We start from the raw sequence: 20,717 nt of genomic DNA, 5'->3' as shown, positions 1-20,717 counted from the left end.
CGCCGGTGTCAGGTGACCACCACCAGGGCCACGGCCAGGCTCAGGGCCAGGGAGAACAGCAGCAGGAACGCGGCGGTCCCGGCCCCTGCGAGGAAGGCGACGGTGGTGTTGTTCAGCTCGGCCCGGCGCGATCGGCGGGTGCGCCCCTCTTCGCCGGCGCCTGCCTGACTGTCCGCCCCGCTCTCCCCCGTCTCCCCTGGCGCCGCGGCGGCCCCCTCCGCTCGGAGCCGGTGGAAGCTAGGGCAGAGGTGGGCGACCAGGCCGTTGGCGGCCGTCTCGACCTCGTCCGGGGTGGCGGCCGCTGCGAGGTCGTCGAGAAGGCCCTCCACGTGTTCCTCGCGTCTTCGCACCGGTACGGGATCGGGTCCGGGCGGAGCTTCGATCCGTCCCCGGGACGCAGGGCCTGGCCCGGGTTCCGGGTCGCCAACCGGGGCGGGTACTGGCTGCTGCGGCCTCCGGGTACCGCTGAACGCCCACCCGTCCTGGTCGGCGCGCTCGTGGAGCCGGTCCATCAGCTCCTCGTAGTCCGAGGCGGCGAGGTCGCCCAGCGGCCGGTCGCGGTCGCGGTTGACCAGCCACTGGGCCACGTCGCGGTCGCGGTCCTGGGCGGCTGAGGGGGAGAACAGGTCCAGGGGGCGGCGGCCTCGGGGCAGTTCGGCGCCGCGGGGGCGGGGCCGGAAGGCGACCATCGGGCGTTCGCTGGTGAGCCGGGTGTCGGCGGGCCAGGGTTCGTAGGTGGCGAACGACCAGCCCTTCCGATCCGGACGGTCGCCGGGGAGCTGGTCGAACACCTCCGTCAGGGCACGGCGCACCCCCCACAGCAACAGGATCCGGTGCTCCTCGGTGAGCTGGCCGACGGTGTCCGGGACCAAGACGTCGACCGGTTCCCATCGTGCGGCCAGGGCCGCCCGGACCAGGTCGACCAGGCGCGCGTCACCCATGAGCCCTTCCTCCAGGGCACGGGCCCCGTGGTCGAACTCTTCCCGGCTGGGGGCCGGGATCGGGTCCAGGGTGCCCCAGCCCGGTTCGGCCTCCCTCCGTTTGGCCACCGCCCCTCGGTGGGCGGCCACGAGTGCCAGTTCGGGGGTCAGGGCTGGGCCGACGAGGGCGCGGGCGGTGCCGCCGCGGCGGTCCCGGCGCACCGCTTCGGGGGCCCGGTAGACCAGGACGCCCTGGCCGTCGAACCACCGGTACCAGTGGCCCGGCCCCTCCTGCCCCGAGGCGAACTCCGGGACGACCACACCGGCTAGGTGCCCGTCCCACCTGGCCAACTGCTGGTAGGCCTCGCCCGACCGCGGCAGGGAGGTGGCGCTGGGCCCGACGCCCTGGCCGAGGAGGTTGCGTTCCCGGAAGCTGTAGTGGATCTGGTGCATCGGCTCGAGCCGCTCGCGTCCGGTCACCGTCCCACCCTCCGGGCACCGTCGGTGTCGATCACTCCGGTCATCGCCAGGAGCGACACGAAGGGTTGGAGGACCCGCTGGGGCCGGACCGGCCGGGCGTAGCGCGCCGGGGATGGTTCGGCGCCGGAGGGGTCGGGCGGGCGTTCCGGGGCGCCGGTGGCCGAGACCGCGTGGATACTGCTGCGGTCGAACTCGAACCAGGGGCGCAGCCAGAGGTCGGCGTGCCGGTACCGGCGGATGTGGGCGAAGAGGTCGCGGCTCTCCCGTTCGATCTCCTCCGGGGACGCCGTGGGAGGCCCGGTGCGCAGCCAGCGGTCCACCGGGTAGTCGAAGCGGAACCGGTCCGCCTTGCTGAGGACCAGGGTGGCGGCCGAAGCGCGTTTGCGGTCGCGGTCGAGCAGGCCGAGGACCGTGGTGAACGAGGCGTCGGGCACACCCCTGGCCAGCTGATCCCCGTCGATGAAGAAGACGTAGCCGTCGGCGCCCTCCAAGAAGACCCGCTTCTGCGCCCTGTTCATTCCGGACAGGTCGTCACCCGCCACGTCGAAGAAGGCGACCGCCCATCCGCGGGACCGACCACCGCGGGCTTGGCCGACCAGGAGCCCGACCTCGAAGTCCCACACGTTCTCCCCCGTGCGGTCCAGGAGCTCGCCGTCCTCGAAGAGGCGTCGGACCTTGGTGACGATGAACTGGTCGTACCGGCTGTTGTCCAAGGGGGTGGTGTACAGCCCGAAGTCGTGCAGCGGCTCGTTGTCGACGGTCCTGATCAGGGACGTGAGGAAGTGTGTCTTGCCCGAGCGCGGTGCGCCCACCAGGGCGATCACCAGGGGGTCGCTCGTCACGTACCCGTAGGGCAGGTAGTGCTCGGGCACCTCGTCCGTGCGGTTGGGACAGCGGACCTGGGCGTCGCGCATGATCCGGCTCTGCTGCACGGCGTTGAGTCCCGACGGGATCCGCAGGGGCCGGTGTGTTCCGTCGTCCCGCACCCACAGTTCGCCCAGGTTCAGGACGACACGGCTCAGACAGACGGGGCAGTGCACCTGGGGTGTGTCCACAGTGATCACCCGTTCACCCTCCAAGGATGTTGCTCAGGGCCACCGCGGTGACCAGGACCAGCAAGGCGGCCACCGTCAGCAGCGGCCAGTTCCGGCGCGCCCGCTCCCACAGCGGGTGGATGGGGGCCGGGGCCGACCCGGGGTCGGGTACCGTCGGGGCCTCCCCGCCCGGGTCGGCGTCCTCCCCGCGCTTCTGGGCCAGGCGCCGGTAGAAGAGGCGGATCTCCGGGCTGAGGTGGTCGTCGATGCCGCGCGGACTCGTGGCGGCCCCGGTCAGCCGCTCCAAGAGCTCGGCGGCGTCCGGGCGGTGGGCCGCCTCGGCCTCGAACACACCTCGCAGGTCAGCGCTCACACCGGGGAACGTGTCGACGGGCAGCTGTTCGCCCCGTTCTACCCGGTGCCCGGTGAGGGTCTGGAAGAGGATCAGGCCCGCCGACCACACGTCGTCGCGCGGGTCGCAGCGCCCGGACCCGTCGCGCTGCTCGGGGGAGCTCCACGGTTCGGTACCCGTCCGAGTACGGAGGGCTCCACGCACCGTGGCCAGGGTGAAGTCGTACACGTGGACGGTCCCGCGGTCGGGGTTCCAGCACACGGTCGACGGGCTCAGACCCCGGTGTACGACCTCGGCGGCCTGGAGCCGTTCCAGGGCCAGGAGCAGTCCGTGCCGGAAGGCCTCGCGTTCCTCGTCGAAGAGCTGCCTGCGCCCCAACAGGGTGCGGACCGGTTGCCCTTGGTAGGGGGTGAGGAGGGCGAAGGGCGCGACGGGGTCGTCGTGGTAGCCGACCAGGCGGGTGAGTTCGGGCGGGTAGGTACCGCCCGCAGAGGCACGGGCCAGCCTGACCCCGGCGAGGATCGCGTTGTCGAGCCGGTCGAAGGCCTCCGCGCGCTCGTCACCGTCGTCCTCGGTGCCCCCGACCCAGAGTTGGAGCAGGGTCGACTCGCGGCCTTGGGCCTCGACCCGCACCAGGCGGCGGCCGAGGAAGGGGACCGTACTCGGGGACAGGTCGCGCAGGGGGGTCAGGCGGCACTCCACCTCCAGGTCCGCCCGGTTGTTCGCCGCCGCTTCCGGGACACGGTAGACGGCGTCGCGCACCGTGGTCTCGTACACGTCGTCGCCGTTCAAGGGCTGCCGTCCTTCCAGGTGAAGGTCTCTCGGGGAGGTTCGGGCCCGTCCGGTACGGGCTCTTGGTGTTCGGGCCGGTCCCCTTCCAGCCCGGAGTGGTTCCCGTGCGCTTCGGCCCGCCCCCCGTCCGGTTCGTGCCGCCACTCGGTGCGCACCACACCGGAGCGCAGCGGCACCAGTCTCAGCTGGCCGACGAGGTGGCCTCCGGTCCACTGCACGTCGGCGGGAGCCTGTGCAGGGTGCTGGGAGCGGTGGGGGCGGAGCGCGGCAGGGGCGAAGCGGACCGTGCGGGGAACACCGGAGCCCTGGGAGAGCAGTCGCAGGTGGCTGGGGTCGCAGAGCTGGAGCATCCGTCCGGCCGGGTCCTCCCCCAGTGCGCGGAACGCGCGGTCGGGGCTGACCCCGATGCGCGGGCGCCGCGGCAGTGCGGGATCGGCGAAGGACGGCGCCGCGTAGGGGCCCACGAGATCCAAGTGGGCCCGGTAGTCCTCGAGCAGCCGTTCGGCGTGGCGCTGGGCCGGGTCGTACAGGTCGGAGACCCGGCCTTCGCCCGGGTCCTCCCATACGGCGTCGAGTACGCCAGTGGCCAGCGCGATCAGGTCTTGGCGCAGCACGTCCTCCAGCTCGAAGGAGCGGCTGCGCGGCTTGGCGTCGGGCTCGTGGTCGACCAGCTCGGCCACGACGTCGGCGGTGGCGCGGGTGGCGCTGGCCGCCGCTCTGGCGGTATCGGCCAGCTGACGGCGGGCGCCGCCCAGAACCCACTCCGCACGGGCCACCTCTCCGAGCAGGCGGGTCAGTGCCGACGCCGACGCCCCGACCTGTTCGAGGCCGAGCGTGTCCCGCCACCGGACCATCGCGCGGACCCACGCCGCGACCAGTGCCGCGGCCCCCGCTCCCACCCCGAGGAACACACCGGCCGCTACCGGTCCCGGGTGGCCGAGGAGCTGTTCGGGGAGCAGGGAGGTGGAGGCCGCCAGACCGCTGAGTACACCGGCCACCGCCGCGCCCGCGTGCAACGCCAGGGTGTTCCGTGTCGCCCGGCCCTCGCTCGCCCGGCCCCGGTTCTCCCAGCTCGGACTCTCCCCGCCCGGCCTCCCCGTGTTCCCCCTCCCCTGGCCGGCCCGCCACAGCCCCGCGGCGACCGCCCCGACCCACGCGGCCGCGAGCACCAGACCGCCCAGCACGCCGAGGGCCCCGCCGGCCAGGGCGGGCAACAGGGGCGCGGCGAAGGCCGGGACCAGCAGCCACGACACCGGACCGGGCAGCGGTGGCCCCTCGTTGGCGCGGAGCCGGGCGACGGCCCGGTCCGGCAGGAGGCTTCGCAGGCGCGGGGCTGCGGCCGCACTGCCCTGGGGCGAGAGGCGGGTGGCGAGGTCCTCCAGGTCCCCGGCGACCTTCGGAATGGTGTCCCCTCGCGCCAGGGCCCCGCGGGTCTCCCCGGCCAGGGCGGCCGCGGCCTCGGCCAGTTCCTCGGGGTCGTGTGAAGCGCCGGTCAGGCCTTCGGCCCGGAGTTGGGCCCGCAGCCGGTCGGGGGGCAGGGAGCTGAGCCGTTCGAAGAGCGACCCGATGTGGTCCCGGAGGGCGCCCAAAGCCTCCCCCACGGCCGGCAGGTGCTCTGTGCGCAGCTCATGCGGGGTGACGTCGTGGAGGGGCCCGGTCCAGGCCGACTGGCTCTCCAGGTCCGCCTCGACGTGGGCGAGCCAGGCACGCAGGTCGCGTTCGCGGGCCGCGGTCTCACCCCATCCGACCCGTTCCTCCCCCTGAGGGCTGAGCCGGTCCCCCCGCACCAGGTCCACCAGGGACGACCCCTCCCCCGCGGGTGGCCGCGGGCCCCGCCCGGCGTCGGCACCCCGGCCCTCGTAACTCCAGCCCTCGACACCGCGTCTCCCGGCATTGCGGCCCTCGGCGACCAGTGCTTCGGCGGCCCGGGACAGGGCGGCAGTGACCGTCTCGCCGCCCTCCTCGTCCCCGAGCCAAGACAGACCCGGGGAGGCCGTGGCCTCGGGCAGACTCCTGCCCAGGGCGACGACCCGGTCGAAGATCTCGGGGTCGCCCAGCAGTTCCACCAGGCGTGCCAGGCCCACACCCGGTCCCACAGCGGCCCCGGGGCGTTGATCGTCCGGGCCGGAGGGGTTGAGGCTCCAAGAGAACCCGGTGGTGTCGTCCACCCAGAGCGTGGTGACGTCGCGCTCGGGTCCGATCTGGCCGGGGCGGTCGAGTGTGGGGCCGCCGCCCCCACCGGGGTTGGGCGGCCCCACGGCCACGCACACCATGGCCCGCACCCGCTGGCTGATGAAGACGTCACCGTAGCTGTCGGCGTGTTCGACCAGCCGCCACGTGTCGTCCAGGACCAGCAGGCGCGCGGAGTCGGTCATGGGCCTCCCGCGACCGAACTCGTACCGGATCCGTGCCTGCGCCTCGGCGGCGGAAGCGCCGCGCAGGTCGATGAGGTGAACGCTCACGGGTGCCCTCCCCCGCCCTCCTCCGCCGTGCCCCGAGAGCGCTCGATCGCTCTCTCCAGTGCTTGGAGGTTGGCCCGGACCGGCGCGGAGGCGCCCTGGAACTCCATACCGGCGGCCTCCGGCAGGATCGCGGCCCAGAAGTCCCGGTACTGGTGGACGCGGCTGGGGTTGCCGGTCTCCGGCTCGCGCAGCAGCTCGTCCAACCGGGTGATCTCGGCGTCGGCGATACTCCGCAGGGTCTGGTACGGCTTGGCCGGAGGGGCCGGTCTCCCCTCGAGCCCGCTGGGCAGTTCGCTCATGAGTTGGGCGCAGAACTGGCGGGTGATGGCGTCCTCGCCGTTGAAGGCCCAGTGTTCGTAGGCGCGGATCAGGCTGCCCCAGGACGAGGACTCCTCCAGGGGTACGAGCTCCAGCGCCATGGTCACCCCGCCGCCCATGGTGAACCGCACCTCTTGGGGTGAGCGCGGGTCGCCGACCACCCGGGCCCGGCCGTTCCAGAGTGCGTTGAGCAGCCGGTGCAGGATGTAGACGCGGTGCTCGGCGGTAGTGGCCAGGTAGCCGAAGTCGTAGCCCAGCCGCTGGCGCCACCGCAGGTAGTCCTGGGGCTGGTGGTGCTGTGATGCGTCGGCCCACAGCCGCATGACGTCGCGGACCTCGCGCACCTCGGTGACACTCATCGAGCTGCGGAAGAGCACCACGCTGACGGTCTCGGTACTGACCGGCCGGAACTCGTAGGTGGCTCCGGCGGCCGCGGGAAGGTTGACCGATTCGCGCAGATACTGCTCGACCCGGAGGTTGGGGCCGGGAGAGTGGTAGGTGATCAGGATCTTGAGCGGCCCGCTGCCCTGGGGCGTGTAGCCGACCGGCAGCAGTCCGGCCAGCTGGGCGCGGAACTGGGAGACGTTCTCGGGGGCGATGGCCCCGTCGCCCTGGTCGGTGGCGTGGGCCAGCAGGTCGCTCAGGCGCGGCAGGAGGGGCCGCTGGGCCGGGCCCGGTGACCGGAGGAAGCGTTTGATCTCGGTCTTGAGGATCTCGCGCAGGTAGGTGACGGCGTCCGCGGGCGTCCGGTCGACGGAGATGTCGTAGGCGTGCCGCCACCCCTCGGGGCCGATGATGACCTGGACCAGGGCGGCCTCGCCCGCGTTGGGGCGCAGCCGACCGCTCTCCTGGTGGAAGGTGGACAGGTGGTCCTTGACCCGGTGGTAGAAGGGTTCGAGGTCGCCGCCGACCGGGGGCAGCAGGTAGGACACGCCGGTGCGCGGCCGGTAGAGCTGCTGGGAGAGGCGTTCGAAGCGTTCGCCGTCGTAGCGGGCGTGCTGGCTGAGCGCGTCGGTGAGCGCGCCCAGGTCGGCCCGCATCAGGGTGGTCGCCCGCTGCCAGCGCGGGGTGCTCTGGCCCCAGGCCTCGTTCCACGCCAGCTTGGTCTGCCACTCGTACCAGACGTCCTGGTCCGCGCGGGCCTGGGTGGGTTTGGCGTCGGTGTACTTGGCCTTGACCAGGCCGCCGATCCGGTCGTCCAGTTTGGGGATGGGCGGGGGCAGCGGCGTGCACCCCTCCGGAGGCGGCGGACTGGTACGGCGGGACTGGAGGATCCCCAGGACCCCCATCCTCTCGATCTCACTGCCCGCTGCCGGGTTGCCGACCATCACCCGCTGCGCGCGGAAGGGGTCGGTCAGGGAGAGCAGACGGCGGGTCCCGGTGCGGTAGTCGAAGGCCTGGGCGATCTCGGGGACCTCGTGGGACAGCCGGCCGCGCAGGGCGGTCAGGCTCCGCTTCATGGCGTCGCCCCGGTCGTGGAGGGCGGTGGCGATGTTGCGCGCCCCCTCCACCGGCAGGGGGTCGGCGAAGTCGTCGCCGGGCCGGGCCAGCACCGGGTACAGGTCCGCGTGGGTGAAGAACTCCTCGATGAAACGGTGGTTCTGGTCGGAGCTGTCGGTCAGGGAGCCGTCCATGTCCTCCACCGCGGCGCGCAGCATGCGGGCCCCGATGAGGTCGGCGAGTTCGTCCACGGGGACGGTCATGGAGGCGACCAGGGCGGTGGACACCCCGCGGTTGCCGATACCGGACTCTGCGGGGATCTCGCGTTCGGCCTGGGTGTTGATGAAGCTGTCGGCGAAGGACTGGAAGTTGTCCGCACCGACCAGGTCGCCGCCCTCGGTGCGCTGTTGGACGTCGGTTCCGGCGAGGGAGAGCACCAGGGAGACCACCGAGCGGTGCAGGTCCTCGCGGTCGGCGCCGATGGGTCGGCTGAACAGGAACGCCGTCTGCACGGTGGAGGGTTCGATCCTGATCCGGCCCTCGACCGGGTAGTGGACGGCCACCTCGTCCGGGCGGGCCCGGCTGGGCCGGACGCTGTGGTCGGGCAGCACCGGGCCCAGGTCCCCGCCGTTCTGGTCGTCGACCAGGCGGAACATGTCCAGCAGGGCCCGGCCCGCATTGAGTTTGGCGTTGCGCCCCCCGCCCAGTCCCTCATCGAAGGCGGACGGCATCAGCACCAAGGGGTAGATCTTGACGTTCAGGTCCGAGCGGCGGAACGTGTTGGCGATCAGGTGCAGGTAGTCGTAGAAGATGCCGGCCCCGGTACCGCCCGCCACCGAGAACGACACGAACACGTCGCAGGACTTGGGTAGGCCGCCGCCCAGGATGCTCAGGTCGCCGGCCGAGGTGGCCAGCCGGTTGATGGCCTCGCTGAGCGGGCCGACCGCCGGGGCGACCCCGCCCCGGAAGGTCTCGAAGAGGGCGGCCCGGCCCACGGTGGGGAACTGGCCCGCGCCGCGGTCCAGCGGGGCCACCCGGGGTTCGCCGTTGACCGGCGGCAACCAGGGGGCGACGGTCGCCTCGGCGCTCAGCCGCAGACTGCGGGCGACCTCGGGGTAGGTGGGGACGCTGGGGACGAGGTCTCGGACGTAGTGGGCGGTCTGTTCCACTGCGGACAGGTGTTGGCGGCCGGGCACCACGCGTTCGGGCAGGCGGTCCAGCTCGGACCGGTTGACGTCCGCGTAGACGAACTGGACACAGGACGGCAGTTGGTACGGCAGCAGGTTCCCGCCGGGGCGCAGCTGCTGGAACTCGGTCCCGTCGGGCCCGCACAGCTCCTCGCGCAGGCGGCGCTCGAGTTCGGCACCGATGAGGCACCCCGTGCCGCCGAGTCCGACGTGGAGCATCGGCTGGTAGAGCTTCATCGTCATGGCATCGGCCCTTCAAGGATCGGGGGGAAGGTGCGCGGGACGGCCGGAACGGTCACTCCCATGGGTGCCGCCCACCGGACCCGTGGTCATGGCTGCCCCAGGGGGGACGGGGGTTCGGGCCCGGCCGTCCGCCGGCCACCGGGTCGGCCGGAGAAGGTGCGGTCCGGGCCGAGCGGCGTTCGTCTCGCACGTACAGGCTCAGAGCGCCCGGGGCCGGGGGCTCGCTCGTGGTATCGAGGCGTACCCGCTGTTCGCGCCCCTCGGGGTCGCGCAGCAGCACCTCGTAAGGCGGGTGCCGACGCACCGTGTGGTGCGGCTGGCGCGGGTCGGCGGCATAGTCCAGGCGCGGCTCAGGGCCGTCCAGAACTGTGAAGGCGAAGGTGTCCGAGCGGCGGCTGAGCGCCTTCAGCTCCGGGCCGACCGGGCGGCCGTCGCGGCGGAGCTGGACGACCAGTCCGCGCACGTCGGCCAGGCGCTGGGCGACGGAACGGCGGTGGGCGGCGTAGAGGATCACGGCCGTGACCAGCAGCAGCACCAGCGCCCAGACCCACCAGAAGCGTTCGAAGGGGCCCGGCGGCGGACGGACCTCGAAGTTGATCGGCGAGGCGATCCCGCCCAAGGCCTCATCGTGCTCGTCCGCGGCGTGGATGCCGTGGAAGGAGACGTCACCAGGATCCGTGTCCGTATCGACGCGGAGCCGTACCGGCACCGAAGTACTGCCCGGTTCGAAGGCCGTTCTGTCCTGCTCCACGTCGTACTGCAGGCCCTCGGACCCCTCCACCACCAGCTGGACCTCCGCGTCCTGCCCGGTGCTGTTCTCGACGTCGAGAACCCCCTCGATCGCCTCCCCCGGCTCGACCGCTTCCGGCGGGTCGTCGAAGCGGGCGGCGGCCCACACCGCGTCCTCCTGCTCCCCGATACACCAGTTGAAGGCGGACTCCTCCGAGGAGATCCCCTCGCCCTCGACGCGGCTGCGCACTTCCACGCAGTCGCCGTCCTCCCCGGCCACCTCGACCGTCCCGGCCAGCTCGCCGTCCCCGGCCTCCCGGTCCGGGTCCGCACCGTCATCAGCGAGGTCGATCCGCAGTGGATCGCCGTCCGCTTCCTCGTCGACCAGCTCGACCAGGATGTCGAGAACCGCGTCCACGTCGACGTCGTCCAGGTTGCCTTGGCGGGTGTGCAGTTGGAGGCGGACCACCAGTTCCTGCGCACCGGGGGTCCGGTCGCCCTCCACGGTGAGGTGGCTGCGGATGCTCCCCTGCCACAGGGTGCTGATCGCGACCAGCTCGTCCTCCGCGCCCTCCGGGGCGGTGAGCCGGACCGTCCAATCCCCGGCCCTGGGGTTACCGATCCGCAGCACCTCTACGGTCGCGTTGGTCCCGCTGTGACTGAACTCGGAACCGTCCCGGTCCCCCTCCAGGGGCACCACCTCCCCTTGGGGGTCCTCGTACTCGACCGCGATGTCCGGGTTGTTCTTCGCGACCAGGATCGCGCCTTCCGTGGCGACCGGGGGGATGTCGACGGGGATCTCGACGGTCTCCCCCGAACCGATCTCGATGTCGGGGACCTGCTCGTGCCCCAGGCAGGAGGCACTGGCCAGGGCGTCCACCAGCGAGAGCAGGATCTCGGTGGAATCCTCGACGGTCCGTGCCTGCGGCACTGCGCCCGGCATTGCGTTGCAGCCGCCCTGGTAGCCGTCCTCAGCGAAATCGTCGAGCTGGTTTTCGTCGATCTCGTCGCCGAAACCCAGCGGCCAGATCTGGACCTCCTCGTTCTCGGCCCGCTCCAACTCCCCTTCCAGAGCAGCCAGGGCGGTGCGCTGGCGCACCTGAGGGGTCTCGCCGTACTGGGGACTGTTGCCGACATCGAGGACGCCGTCGGTGAGCAGGAAGACGACCTTGGCGGCGCCCTCGGGCGCCTCGTCATCCGCGAAGTACTCCTGCGCCTTCTGCAGCGCGGCGACGTGGTCGGTGTCGAAACCCTCCTCCTCCGTGCGCGCGCGGAGGTCGTCTACGCAGTCGATGACGGCGTCCCGCCCCCGGCCCTCTTCCAGGAAGGTGGGCGGGCAGGCCTCCCGGGCCGCGATCTGGCCCTCCTCGCCGTTGTCACTGCCGAAACCCACCACCGCGAGCCTGGAGCCGGGGTTGAGGATGCCCTGGCCGATCATGGCGGCGGCCTCGGCTTCGGCCGCGACGTCGGCTTCCGTCAGACTCCCGGACTCGTCGGCCAGGATCACCACGTCCAGCGGCACCTCGTCCTCCATGGCGGGGCCGTTGTCGGGGGCCGCCTGCCCGGGCAGTCCGTGGGGGTGGGCCGCGGCGAGCGGGTCCGCCAACACGAGTGGCAGGGCGGCCATGAGTGCCAGCGTTCTCAGGACCGCACCCGCCCCGGCGCGGCGTATCCGCCGCGAACGTCGAACCAGTACCACCGCGCTCCTCCCGACCCAAGCCCCGACCCGTCCGCGCCATTGGCCTGCCAGCGACGCGTTTCCCGCTGTTTCCGGATACCGCTGCAATCCACTCTCGGACAGCGCCGGAATCCCTGACCCGCGGGGAATACGTGGCCGAAAAAAGGGTTGATGGGCTGATCACATGATCCGCAGGAGAGCACCGCCACCGGGCCGACCACAGGTGCACGTGGAACAGAACGGAGAAACGGAGAAGACAGCGGAAACCGCCCCGGAAAGGAACCGAGGCGGTTTCGCGTTATCCCTGCATTCTTCTGGGGTTTCAGTTACTGGCGATTCCGGTTCTTGGGTTAACCCGTCCCGGACGACGCCGAGGTCCAGTACAGGGCCTGGGCCACTTGGCCGAAGGAACCCTTGGGATGGTTGCGGAACAGGGGCTCGGTGCCGAAGAGCACCACCGCCGTGCCCGTGTCGGCGACCCCGCTGACCACGGACGCCTGTCCGACCGCCGAGTCCTGGCCGCCCGAACCGTCGTCATCGGCGCGCCAGTGCCCGGCCACCAGCGGCCCTTCGGCACCGTAGGACTGCTCGACCACGACCTCCGGCCCCAGAGCGGTGAACCAGCCGGGCCCGTACACGAAACCGTAGCCGCCGGTACCCGCGAGGGCGCCGTCGCCGTCGTCCACGGCCACCAGGCCGTTGGCGTCCGATCGCCCGTCCTTCCGCTCGGCTTCCAACAGCCCGGCCTCGCTGTTGAACCGGGCCCCGGTCTCACCCCGGGCGACCAGGCCGCCCTCTTCCAGGAAGGCGTCCAGGTCGGTGCGGGCGTCTTCGGTGAGTTCGGAGTAGACCAGGCCGCTGGACACGTACAGCACGTCGATTCCGGACCAGTCGAACCCGTCGTCGAGGACGCTCGTGGACACCGTTTCCACGTCGAAACCCAGTTCGCCGAAGGTGTGGACCTCGTCGGCGGCACCGGCCACGGCGAGCCTCACCGTGTCCAGGACCGGACCCGCCGCGCCTTCCGGACCGACGGTGTCGTCAGGGGCCGCGGTGTCCTCCGGGGGCGCACCGTGGAAGACCGCGCCGTGCGCGTCGGCAGCTTCCGCCACGGCGTCGGCCGCCTCGGCGGGCACGCGCGCCGAACCGTCCCCGGCCCAGGTGACCCCGTATCCGGCGGCGACCAGGTCCCCGAGCGCGGCGAGGTCCGCGGCATCGTCGAGGCGCAGTGTCCAGTCACCGTCGCCCTCGACCGCGCCGGTGGGTGCGGCGCCGGTCACGGGGCCGGTGTCTTCGGGCAGTTCTGACTCGGTGGACTCGACCGTGGCGCCCCACAGGCGCCCGTGGCTCCAGCCGGAGATGTCGTACATCGCCTCGATGTCGTCGGTGATGTCGCGGCCGTCCTCCAGTAGGACGTTGGCCATCCCCCGCTTGGGTTGGTGCATGTCCACCACGTAGGACCCGGCGGGGTAGGCGGTGCCGTCGAGTTCGAACGCGCTGGTGGCCTGGTCCACGCGCACGTCGTTGGCGATGAGGAAGTCCACCAGGCGGGCGGCGGCCGGTGCGGAGCGCTGGCCCTCACCCGCCGGGATGACGTAGGCGCGGGGGAAGTCGGTGGTCCACACGTCCTCCTCGCCGAAGCCGGGCACCCAGTCCTCGGGCGGGACGACCTGTTCCTCGCCCGCGGCTCCGCGCCGGAACACCTCGATCTGGTCCCCGACCAGCTCCTCGCGGTTCTCGTGCGCGTAGTCGAGTGTGGCCTCGATGGTGGCCGCGGAGATGTCGGTGTTGACGTCGGTGCGCCGGTGCAGCTCCTCTTCGGGCAGGTCGTAGTCGTCCCGGTTGACGCGGAGCGGGAACTCGATGGTGGCCGAGGCGACCGCGCCCTGGTAGGGGGCGTACATCGGGGTGAAGATGGGCGGCCAGTCGTCCCAGCCGTCCTCCCAGTCCCGGAAGGGGATCTGCGGGCGTTCCACCCCGTCCTCCTCCGGTGTGTAGCCCAGGTCGAGGACGGCCTCCTCCATCGCCAGGCCGTTGGCGTAGGAGTTCTTGATGAAGAGGTCGTACTCGTAGTTCTGCCCGTGCGGCGGGGTGGCCGGCTCGATCAGGGTGCCGTTGACGTAGCCGTGCTGGTCGATCATGACCAGCGGCTGGGTGTCGACCATGACCTGGCGGATCGCGGCCGTCTCGGGCTGGGAGACGGTGACGAAGTCCCGGTTGAGGTCGAACCCTGCGCTGTTGGTGCGGGTGCCCTCGACCCGCCCGTCGGGGTTGGCGGAGACGGTGAAGTACAGGCGCGAGGACTCCAGGAGTTCGAGGGCCTCCTCGTCTTCCGTGGTGGCCAGCTCCTCGATGGTCCGCAGGGAGGCGTCGGTGCCCTCCCATTCGTCGCCGTGGATGTTGGCGTTGACGTGGACCGGTGTCTTGTAACGCTCGGTCAGGGTGTGGTCGCGGGCTGCGCGCTCGGGGTCCTCGGCGATGAGTTCGCGCATGCGCTGCTGGTGGCGGGCCTCGCCGCGGGTCTCGGGTTCGGTGAGGGTGACCAGGTAGAGGTCGCGGCCTTCGACGGATTCGCCGACGACCTCCACGCTGACCCGGTCGGAGTCCTCTTGGAGGCCGTTGAGCGCGGGCGCGATGTCGTGGAACGGGACCAGCCCGAGCTTGATGGACGCATCGTCGGGGTCCTCGGGCGGCTCGGGGAGTTCGGTCTGCCGGGGGTAGGCGGCGCCGGGTTCGATACCGGCCGCGTCGAGGGGTGCAGCCAAGGGTTCGGCGGCCAGGGCCTCGGGGCCGGCGGCGGTCTCGTTGCGCTCGGGCCCGTTGGCGTCGTCACGCGGTTCGGCGAGGGCGGGTGCGGGGAAGGCGACGAGTCCTGCCGCGAAGAAGGCGGCGGCGGTTCCGGCGAGGGTGGCCGGGCGGGGGTTGTGCGGTCGAGGGGCGGGGGGACGTGCGGAGTGCGGCGGGGGACAGGGCACGGGGGTACCTCCTGGGGGTCTTCGACGTTCTTACCGCCCCAAAGGGCCCTCAACAAGACATGCAGCCATGAAAAGCATGTTTCGGTTGACGCCCGGCACCGCTGTGCGGGCTCCGGCACGACGCCGGGTTCGTACTCCAGGACGCGCCGACCTGGAGCTCGCCAGGAAACTGTCATAGACGCGACTTAGGGTGACCGGCACCACAAGCTCATGGAAAGGCACGCCATGGTGTCGCACAGCCCTCGGACCGAAGCCCTGACCGACGAGGCCCCCGGCTCCTGGGAGGAGGTGAGCGCCCACCTGGCGACGGTGGACCGGACGTACTGGCTGACCGTGGCCGACGGGGGCGGAGTCCCGCACACGCGGCCGCTGCTGGCGGTGTGGACGGCCGGACTGCCGTACTTCGCCTGCGGGGACGGAACCCGGAAGGCGCGCTTGCTCTCCGGCTCCCCCGCAGTGAGCCTGGCGGTGACCACCGGCCGACTGGACGTGGTGGTGGAGGGGCGCGTCGAACGGGTGCGCGACGAGGAGCGGGTGAGGGCCGTCGCCGGCGTCTACCCCCTGGTCTACGGCTGGCCGCCCGTCGCCGAAGGCGGCGTGCTGACCGGCCCGGACGGCGCCCCGACCGCCGGCCCCCCGCCCTATGCGGTGTACGGGATCGTCCCCGACACGGTCTTCGCCTTCCCCGCCGACGACGTCGGCCACGGCGCCACGCGGTGGCGGTTCGCTCCCGAAGCAGGGTGAACAACGGGGTTCGGGGGTAGGTCTCTGCAGAGCTGACAGCCCAGCGGACCCCCGACAACCGCATACGCCCCACCCCCAGGAGGCAGAAGTGCGTACCAGCATCACGCTCTCGGTTCTTGTCGTCATCTGGCTGCTGATCGGAGCCGCCGCGGCGGTACAGCGCGGTTACTTCAGTACCTCCGAGGCTTCCTGCTCCGACCTGGGCAGCACCGCGACGACCATTTTCGTCGGCCCCCTGAACTACATCGGCGTCAACCCCGCCATCGAGTGCCCGTCCGTGCCGGAGCCCTCCGAGTAGGGCCCTTCGTGTGGGGCCCTTCGTGTGGGCCTAGCGAGTTCGAGGCCCCCCGTGAGCGGCCTACCCGGCCCACGGCACCCGCGACCCGGCCACCTTCCCGGAGTCACGGGGCCGCACTGTCACGGCTGCCTCCCTGGAGGCGCACGCCGCCCGCCCCACCGGGAGGCCCTGGACGGACGGGCGGGGCGGGCGGGTGATCGGCGTTCCCTTGGGCGCGCTACTTCTTGTCGGCCGTGTAGGAGTGGGCACCCGCACCGGCGAGCGCACCGCCCTCCACGATCAGGTACTCGTCCCTGATCGGGCGCCCCTCCAGCCAGCACTCCAGAATCTCCCTGGTACCGGCGGCGTAGCGGGCCTGCGCCGACAGGGAGGAGCCGGAGATGTGCGGAGTCATGCCGTGGTGGGGCATGCTGCGCCACGGGTGGTCGGCGGGTGCGGGCTGCGGATACCAGACGTCGCCCGCGTAACCGGCCAGGTCGCCGCTCTCGAGAGCGCGCACGATCGCGTCACGGTCACAGATCTTGCCGCGTGCGGTGTTGATCAGGTAGGCTCCGCGCTTCATCGTGCTCAGCAGCGCGTCGTCGAACAGGTGCTCCGTCTCCGGGTGCAGCGGCGCGTTGACGGTCACCACGTCGAGGTTGGGCACCATTTCCTGGGGGCTGTCGTGGAAGGTCAGCCCCAGTTCCTGCTCCACGTCCCTCGGGAGCCGGTGCTTGTCGGTGTAGTGCAGCTGCACGTCGAAGGGCGCGAGCCTGCGCAGTACCCCGATTCCGATCCGGCCCGCTCCGACCGTGCCCACGTGCATGCCTTCGAGGTCGTAGGAGCGCGACACGCAGTCGGCGATGTTCCAGCCCCCGTCCAGGACCCACTGGTGGGAGGGCAGGTAGTTGCGCACCAGGGACAGGATCATCATCACCACGTGCTCGGCGACACTGATGCTGTTGGAGTAGGTGACCTCCGCGACCGTGACGCCGTGGTCGATGGCGGCCGACAGGTCGGTGTGGTCCGACCCGATCCCGGCGGTGACGACCAGTTTGAGGTTGGGAGCCGCCTCGAAGCGCTCCCTGGTCATGTAGGCGGGCCAGAACGGCTGGGAGATGACGACGTCGGCGTCGGGCAGCTCGCGGTCGAGCACGGAGTCCGGTGGTTCCTTGGATGTGGTCACCACGAGGGTGTGCCCCTCCGACTCCAGATAGCGCCGTAGGCCGAGCTCACCGGAGACGCTGCCGAGCAGCTCGCCCGGGGTGAAGTCGATGTCGCGCGGGCTCGGGGTGGACTGGCCGTCCGGGTAGTGGTCGATCGTCGGGACGTCGTCCCGCGCGTAGGCGGGCGGAAATCCGTCGACGGGGTCGTCATACAGGACACACACGATTTTCGCCATGGCGTCTCCGTTTTCGAACGGGCCGACGTCTCCGGCGGATCTCCACTGAGGCGAGCGGTTCACCACCAAAGAGTCGGCGGTGTTTGTTCCTACCTGCCCCCTGCACAGGGTCGCGGAAACCTAAACGGGGGATCGAATGAAATTTTCCCCCTTGGGCGTCATGCAGCACCTGCGGGGACAATCCCACCCTGGGATGACACCACACGCGCTGGCCGTACAGGCTGCTCATGGGCCCTGTTTTGCCCCTGCAGTCGCAGGGTAGCGGCCGAAGAGCAACCGGCTGCAATAGGCGTCCACTGCCGCCCCGCCTCTTCGGAAAAGTTTTGACAGAGCTGATATCAAGCAGTCCTCGAAACTCCGGGAGAACTGCATGACAACCATTCTCGACCACGACAGAACCGTAGCTCCTGCGAATTACAACCGGTGGCTCATACCACCGTCGGCCCTGGCGGTGCACCTGTCGATCGGCCAGGTCTACGCCTTCAGTGTCTTTCGCAACCCCTTGGTCGACCGGTTCGACACGTCACTGACAGCGGTCGGGGTCATCTTCAGCATCTCCATTGTGATGCTCGGCCTCTCCGCAGCGTTCGGCGGCAAGTGGGTGGAGCGCAACGGCCCCCGGAAGGCGATGTTCGTCTCCGGTGTGTTCTGGTGCAGCGGGTTCGCGGTCGGTGCGCTCGGTGTCGCCACGGGGCAGCTGTGGGTGGTCTACTTCGGATACGGGTTCCTTGGCGGCCTCGGTCTGGGGATCGGCTACATCTCCCCGGTCTCCACCCTCCTCAAGTGGTTCCCCGACCGCCCCGGAATGGCCACCGGAATCGCGATCATGGGTTTCGGCGGCGGTGCGCTGATCGCCTCTCCCCTGACCTCCGAACTACTGGACCGCTTCGCCGAGGCCCCCGAGGACGCGATCGCGCAGACCTTCCTGGTGCTGGGCGCGTTCTACTTCGTCGTGATGATGCTCGGGGCGTTCACGGTGCGCGTGCCGCCCGAGGGCTGGACCCCCGCGAACTACACCCCCGACGAGGACGGCCGGGAAACGGCCGGGTCCAAGAGCGTGCGGGTGGAAACCGCGGTCCGCAGGCGGCAGTTCTGGCTGCTGTGGGTCGTGCTCCTGTGCAACGTCACCGCCGGGATCGGGATCCTGGAGCAGGCCTCGCCCATGGTCCAGGAGTTCTTCGACGAAGTGGGGGCCGCGGAGGCGGCAGGGTTCGTCGGCTTCCTCTCCCTGTGCAACATGCTGGGACGGATCGTGTGGTCCTCCGCCTCGGACTCGATCGGCCGCAAGCGCACCTACATGGGCTACCTCGGACTTGGCGGACTGCTCTACCTGTTGATCGCCGTCGCCGGTACGAGCTCGGTCGTCATGTTCGTCGCCGTCACCGGCGTCATCCTGAGTTTCTACGGCGGCGGGTTCGCCACGGTCCCCGCCTACTTGAAGGACCTGTTCGGCACCTACAACGTGGGGGCCATCCACGGTCGGCTCCTAACAGCGTGGTCACTGGCCGGGGTCGCCGGTCCGCTGGTCATCAACGGCATCGCCGACTTCCAGATCGCGGCCGGGCGCGAAGGCCCCGCACTCTACGAGCTCTCGCTCTACGTGATGGTCGCGGTGATGGCCGCCGGGTTCCTCGCCAACATGCTGGTCCGCCCGTTGTCCGAGGAGGACTTCGAAGAGGATCCGGCCTCTGAGGAAGCCTCAGGGGAAACGTCACAGGGCGGCTCGCGGTGAGCGGACCTGCCAACCCACGACTGACGGAGGCGACCATGGGCAACAGCGCGACCACGAACCTCACCGCCATCGCCTCGATCGTGCTCTGGGTGATCGTCGTGGCGGCCCTGCTCTACGGCGTCGTCCAGACGGGGATCGACGCCTCGGCACTGTTCACGGCCTGAGCGGGCGGCACACACCAGCACCGCGGATCCCGCGCAGTCCGCCCCGGGGTCCTGGGGAGCCGTTGGGGACTTCACCTGGGCGGGTCGGCCGTTGGGAGTGGAGACGGCCGACCCGCCCGTCAGGTGGAGTCGTTCGACGGCGACCGCGGGGGCCGACCCGTCTCAGGCGCTGGACCGCCCGTCCGCCCGCACGACCGTATTGGTCAGTTCACCGAGCCCTTCCACGGCCACGGTGATCTTGGCCCCGGGCTCGACCGGAGCCACGCCCTCGGGGGTACCGGTCATGACCAGGTCACCGGGTTCCAGACGGGTGAAGCGGGTGATGTACTCGATGAGGTAAGGGATGTCGAAGATGAAATTCTTGGTACGGCCGAGCTGCCGCACCTCGCCGTCGACCCGGCAGCTCACCTCTACGTCGCGGGGATCGTAGTCCGTTTCGACCCAGGGACCGATCGGGCAGAACGTGTCGAACCCCTTGCCTCGCGTCCACTGGCCCCCGGGGTCCGACTTCTGGATGTCGCGTGCGGTCACGTCGCTGCCGCAGGTGTAACCGCCGATGACGGAGTAGGCCTCGGCAGCCGGTACCTGGAAGGCGGACCGGCCGATCACGAGAACCAGTTCCGCTTCGGGATCGACCCGGTTGGACTCCGCCGGGTAGGCGATCTCGGCGTTGGGTCCGATCACCGACGAGGGCGGTTTGAGGAACAGCAGCGGCGCCTCCGGCACGTCGTTACCGAACTCCTCAGCGTGCGCTTTGTAGTTCCGCCCGATGCAGACGATAGAGGAGGGTTTGACCGGCGGTAGCAAGCTCACGTCACCGACTCTTCCGACCGCGTGTGTCGGGGCCAGGTCCACGAACGGCTCGCCCGAGGTCGCCAGTACGTTGTCGCCGTCCAGGACGCCCCACTCAGCCGCATCTCCAGAACGGTATCTGATGATCTTCAACTTCTACTCCTAAGTTTCTTATCGGGCGCGCCGCACATACCCGTCCGCATATTTCTGGCGATCGGACTTGGCGCAATATGGTTGATGTCAGGCGTTCCCAGGGGGCAGTACCCCCTATCCGTCGTAGGCATCGTCCAGGAGTTTCTCGACCGATTGGCCGACCGAACGTTTGTGTGCCATAGCGAGTTCAGCTGCTCTCGACGCGTCCCTGGCCTTCAGGGCGTCCATGATCTCCTCGTGCTCGTCCTGGGACTGCGCGAGCCTCTCGGGAACCATTCGGAAAACCCGCTGGAACCCTGAGTGGCGCTGCCATATATCCATGGTCAACTGGTAGAGGAGTTCGTTCCCACTGGCCTCGACAATGGTCTCGTGGAAGCGATGGTTGATCTCTGAGAACCTCGCCCCGTCCTGGTTCACGACTGCCGCGCGCATCTGGACCATGAGCTCCTCCAGGTCCTCCAGGCATTCATCGGTGATGTTCTCGGCCGCCAGGCCGGTGGCGATACTCTCCAAATGCCCGCGGACGAAGTAGGTCTCCCGGATCTCCCGATCGGACAGCGTTGTCACACGCGCACCGCGGAAGGCCGCGATCTCGACCAACCCGTCGCGTTCGAGCATGCGCAGGGCCTCACGGACGGGGATGTCACTGGTCTCGTAGTGGTTCGAGATCTCACGCAGGACCAGCCGTGCCCCCGGAGCGATCTCGTTGCTGAGGATCCGCTCCCGGAGGGACCGGTAGATACTCTGCGACTTCAGTCCTGACATCCGTGCATTCCCATCTCGTTCGCCAATGGTGGTTCCGCTCGCCCTAGGGCATGTTCGGCGGACACATACCCTGCTGTG

The 20,717-nt window shown here is 70.6% G+C and carries 14 protein-coding genes; 4 read left to right on the top strand and 10 right to left on the bottom strand.

Annotated elements, in window-relative coordinates; all coding sequences use genetic code 11:
• Positions 1–8: 8 nt before the first annotated feature.
• The 7 genes from ACYVD1_RS04515 to ACYVD1_RS04485 form a co-directional block, all read right to left on the bottom strand.
• The gene (locus ACYVD1_RS04515; RefSeq protein ID WP_460768136.1) at positions 9–1,400 is read right to left on the bottom strand and encodes a hypothetical protein; all 1,392 of its coding nucleotides are present in this window, start codon (positions 1,398–1,400) and stop codon (positions 9–11) included.
• Positions 1,397–2,464 carry an ATPase/DNA packaging protein gene (locus ACYVD1_RS04510; RefSeq protein WP_460768133.1) on the bottom strand — a complete coding sequence of 356 codons (1,068 nt, stop codon included), beginning with the start codon at positions 2,462–2,464 and terminating at the stop codon, positions 1,397–1,399. The genes ACYVD1_RS04515 and ACYVD1_RS04510 overlap by 4 nt, the downstream gene beginning before the upstream one ends.
• Before the next feature lie 4 nt (positions 2,465–2,468).
• Positions 2,469–3,578 carry a protein kinase domain-containing protein gene (locus ACYVD1_RS04505; RefSeq protein ID WP_460768131.1) on the bottom strand — a complete coding sequence of 370 codons (1,110 nt, stop codon included), beginning with the start codon at positions 3,576–3,578 and terminating at the stop codon, positions 2,469–2,471.
• Positions 3,575–6,040 (bottom strand): hypothetical protein, encoded by a 2,466-nt coding sequence (locus ACYVD1_RS04500; protein WP_460768128.1) that lies wholly within the window; start codon positions 6,038–6,040, stop codon positions 3,575–3,577. The genes ACYVD1_RS04505 and ACYVD1_RS04500 overlap by 4 nt, the downstream gene beginning before the upstream one ends.
• Complete coding sequence (locus ACYVD1_RS04495) at positions 6,037–9,228, bottom strand: tubulin-like doman-containing protein (RefSeq protein ID WP_460768126.1); 3,192 nt, start codon at positions 9,226–9,228, stop codon at positions 6,037–6,039. Before ACYVD1_RS04495 ends, ACYVD1_RS04500 begins: the two co-directional genes overlap by 4 nt.
• Before the next feature lie 52 nt (positions 9,229–9,280).
• On the bottom strand, positions 9,281–11,584 hold the full coding sequence (locus ACYVD1_RS04490; RefSeq protein WP_460768124.1) for a vWA domain-containing protein: 2,304 nt from the start codon (positions 11,582–11,584) through the stop codon (positions 9,281–9,283).
• A 401-nt stretch (positions 11,585–11,985) separates the two neighbouring features.
• Complete coding sequence (locus ACYVD1_RS04485) at positions 11,986–14,610, bottom strand: M14 family zinc carboxypeptidase (protein WP_460768122.1); 2,625 nt, start codon at positions 14,608–14,610, stop codon at positions 11,986–11,988.
• A gap of 210 nt (positions 14,611–14,820) precedes the next feature.
• Between ACYVD1_RS04485 and ACYVD1_RS04480 the strand changes: the two genes are divergently transcribed.
• Positions 14,821–15,354 (top strand): pyridoxamine 5'-phosphate oxidase family protein, encoded by a 534-nt coding sequence (locus ACYVD1_RS04480; protein WP_460768120.1) that lies wholly within the window; start codon positions 14,821–14,823, stop codon positions 15,352–15,354.
• Between the two features lie 88 nt (positions 15,355–15,442).
• Complete coding sequence (locus tag ACYVD1_RS04475; RefSeq protein ID WP_460749698.1) at positions 15,443–15,652, top strand: hypothetical protein; 210 nt, start codon at positions 15,443–15,445, stop codon at positions 15,650–15,652.
• Positions 15,653–15,869: 217 nt separating this feature from the next.
• Here ACYVD1_RS04475 and ACYVD1_RS04470 read toward each other — a convergent pair whose 3' ends face one another.
• Positions 15,870–17,033, bottom strand: a complete 1,164-nt coding sequence (locus ACYVD1_RS04470) for an NAD-dependent formate dehydrogenase (protein ID WP_460768118.1) — start codon at positions 17,031–17,033, stop codon at positions 15,870–15,872.
• A gap of 370 nt (positions 17,034–17,403) precedes the next feature.
• Here ACYVD1_RS04470 and ACYVD1_RS04465 point away from each other — a divergent pair, with 370 nt between their 5' ends.
• Both ACYVD1_RS04465 and ACYVD1_RS04460 read left to right on the top strand, forming a co-directional pair.
• Positions 17,404–18,765, top strand: a complete 1,362-nt coding sequence (locus ACYVD1_RS04465; protein ID WP_460768116.1) for an L-lactate MFS transporter — start codon at positions 17,404–17,406, stop codon at positions 18,763–18,765.
• A 35-nt stretch (positions 18,766–18,800) separates the two neighbouring features.
• Positions 18,801–18,929 carry an MFS transporter small subunit gene (locus tag ACYVD1_RS04460; RefSeq protein WP_460768114.1) on the top strand — a complete coding sequence of 43 codons (129 nt, stop codon included), beginning with the start codon at positions 18,801–18,803 and terminating at the stop codon, positions 18,927–18,929.
• A gap of 162 nt (positions 18,930–19,091) precedes the next feature.
• On the opposite strand, the gene ACYVD1_RS04455 is transcribed toward ACYVD1_RS04460, so the two are convergent.
• Both ACYVD1_RS04455 and ACYVD1_RS04450 read right to left on the bottom strand, forming a co-directional pair.
• Positions 19,092–19,874 (bottom strand): fumarylacetoacetate hydrolase family protein, encoded by a 783-nt coding sequence (locus tag ACYVD1_RS04455; RefSeq protein ID WP_460768112.1) that lies wholly within the window; start codon positions 19,872–19,874, stop codon positions 19,092–19,094.
• Between the two features lie 114 nt (positions 19,875–19,988).
• Positions 19,989–20,639 (bottom strand): GntR family transcriptional regulator, encoded by a 651-nt coding sequence (locus ACYVD1_RS04450; RefSeq protein ID WP_460768109.1) that lies wholly within the window; start codon positions 20,637–20,639, stop codon positions 19,989–19,991.
• Between the last annotated feature and the right edge of the window lie 78 nt (positions 20,640–20,717).

It is taken from the genome of Nocardiopsis nanhaiensis (assembly GCF_054778635.1).
This window is presented reverse-complemented; position numbering and strand designations above follow the sequence as displayed.

Excerpts from the sequence above, each read along its gene's own strand:
- ACYVD1_RS04490 (WP_460768124.1), bottom strand. The coding sequence starts at position 11,584 with ATGGCCGCCCTGCCACTCGTGTTGGCGGACCCGCTCGCCGCGGCCCAC.
- ACYVD1_RS04495 (WP_460768126.1), bottom strand. The coding sequence starts at position 9,228 with ATGACGATGAAGCTCTACCAGCCGATGCTCCACGTCGGACTCGGCGGC.
- ACYVD1_RS04450 (WP_460768109.1), bottom strand. The coding sequence starts at position 20,639 with ATGTCAGGACTGAAGTCGCAGAGTATCTACCGGTCCCTCCGGGAGCGG.
- ACYVD1_RS04480 (WP_460768120.1), top strand. The coding sequence starts at position 14,821 with ATGGAAAGGCACGCCATGGTGTCGCACAGCCCTCGGACCGAAGCCCTG.
- ACYVD1_RS04465 (WP_460768116.1), top strand. The coding sequence starts at position 17,404 with ATGACAACCATTCTCGACCACGACAGAACCGTAGCTCCTGCGAATTAC.
- ACYVD1_RS04460 (WP_460768114.1), top strand. The coding sequence starts at position 18,801 with ATGGGCAACAGCGCGACCACGAACCTCACCGCCATCGCCTCGATCGTG.
- ACYVD1_RS04470 (WP_460768118.1), bottom strand. The coding sequence starts at position 17,033 with ATGGCGAAAATCGTGTGTGTCCTGTATGACGACCCCGTCGACGGATTT.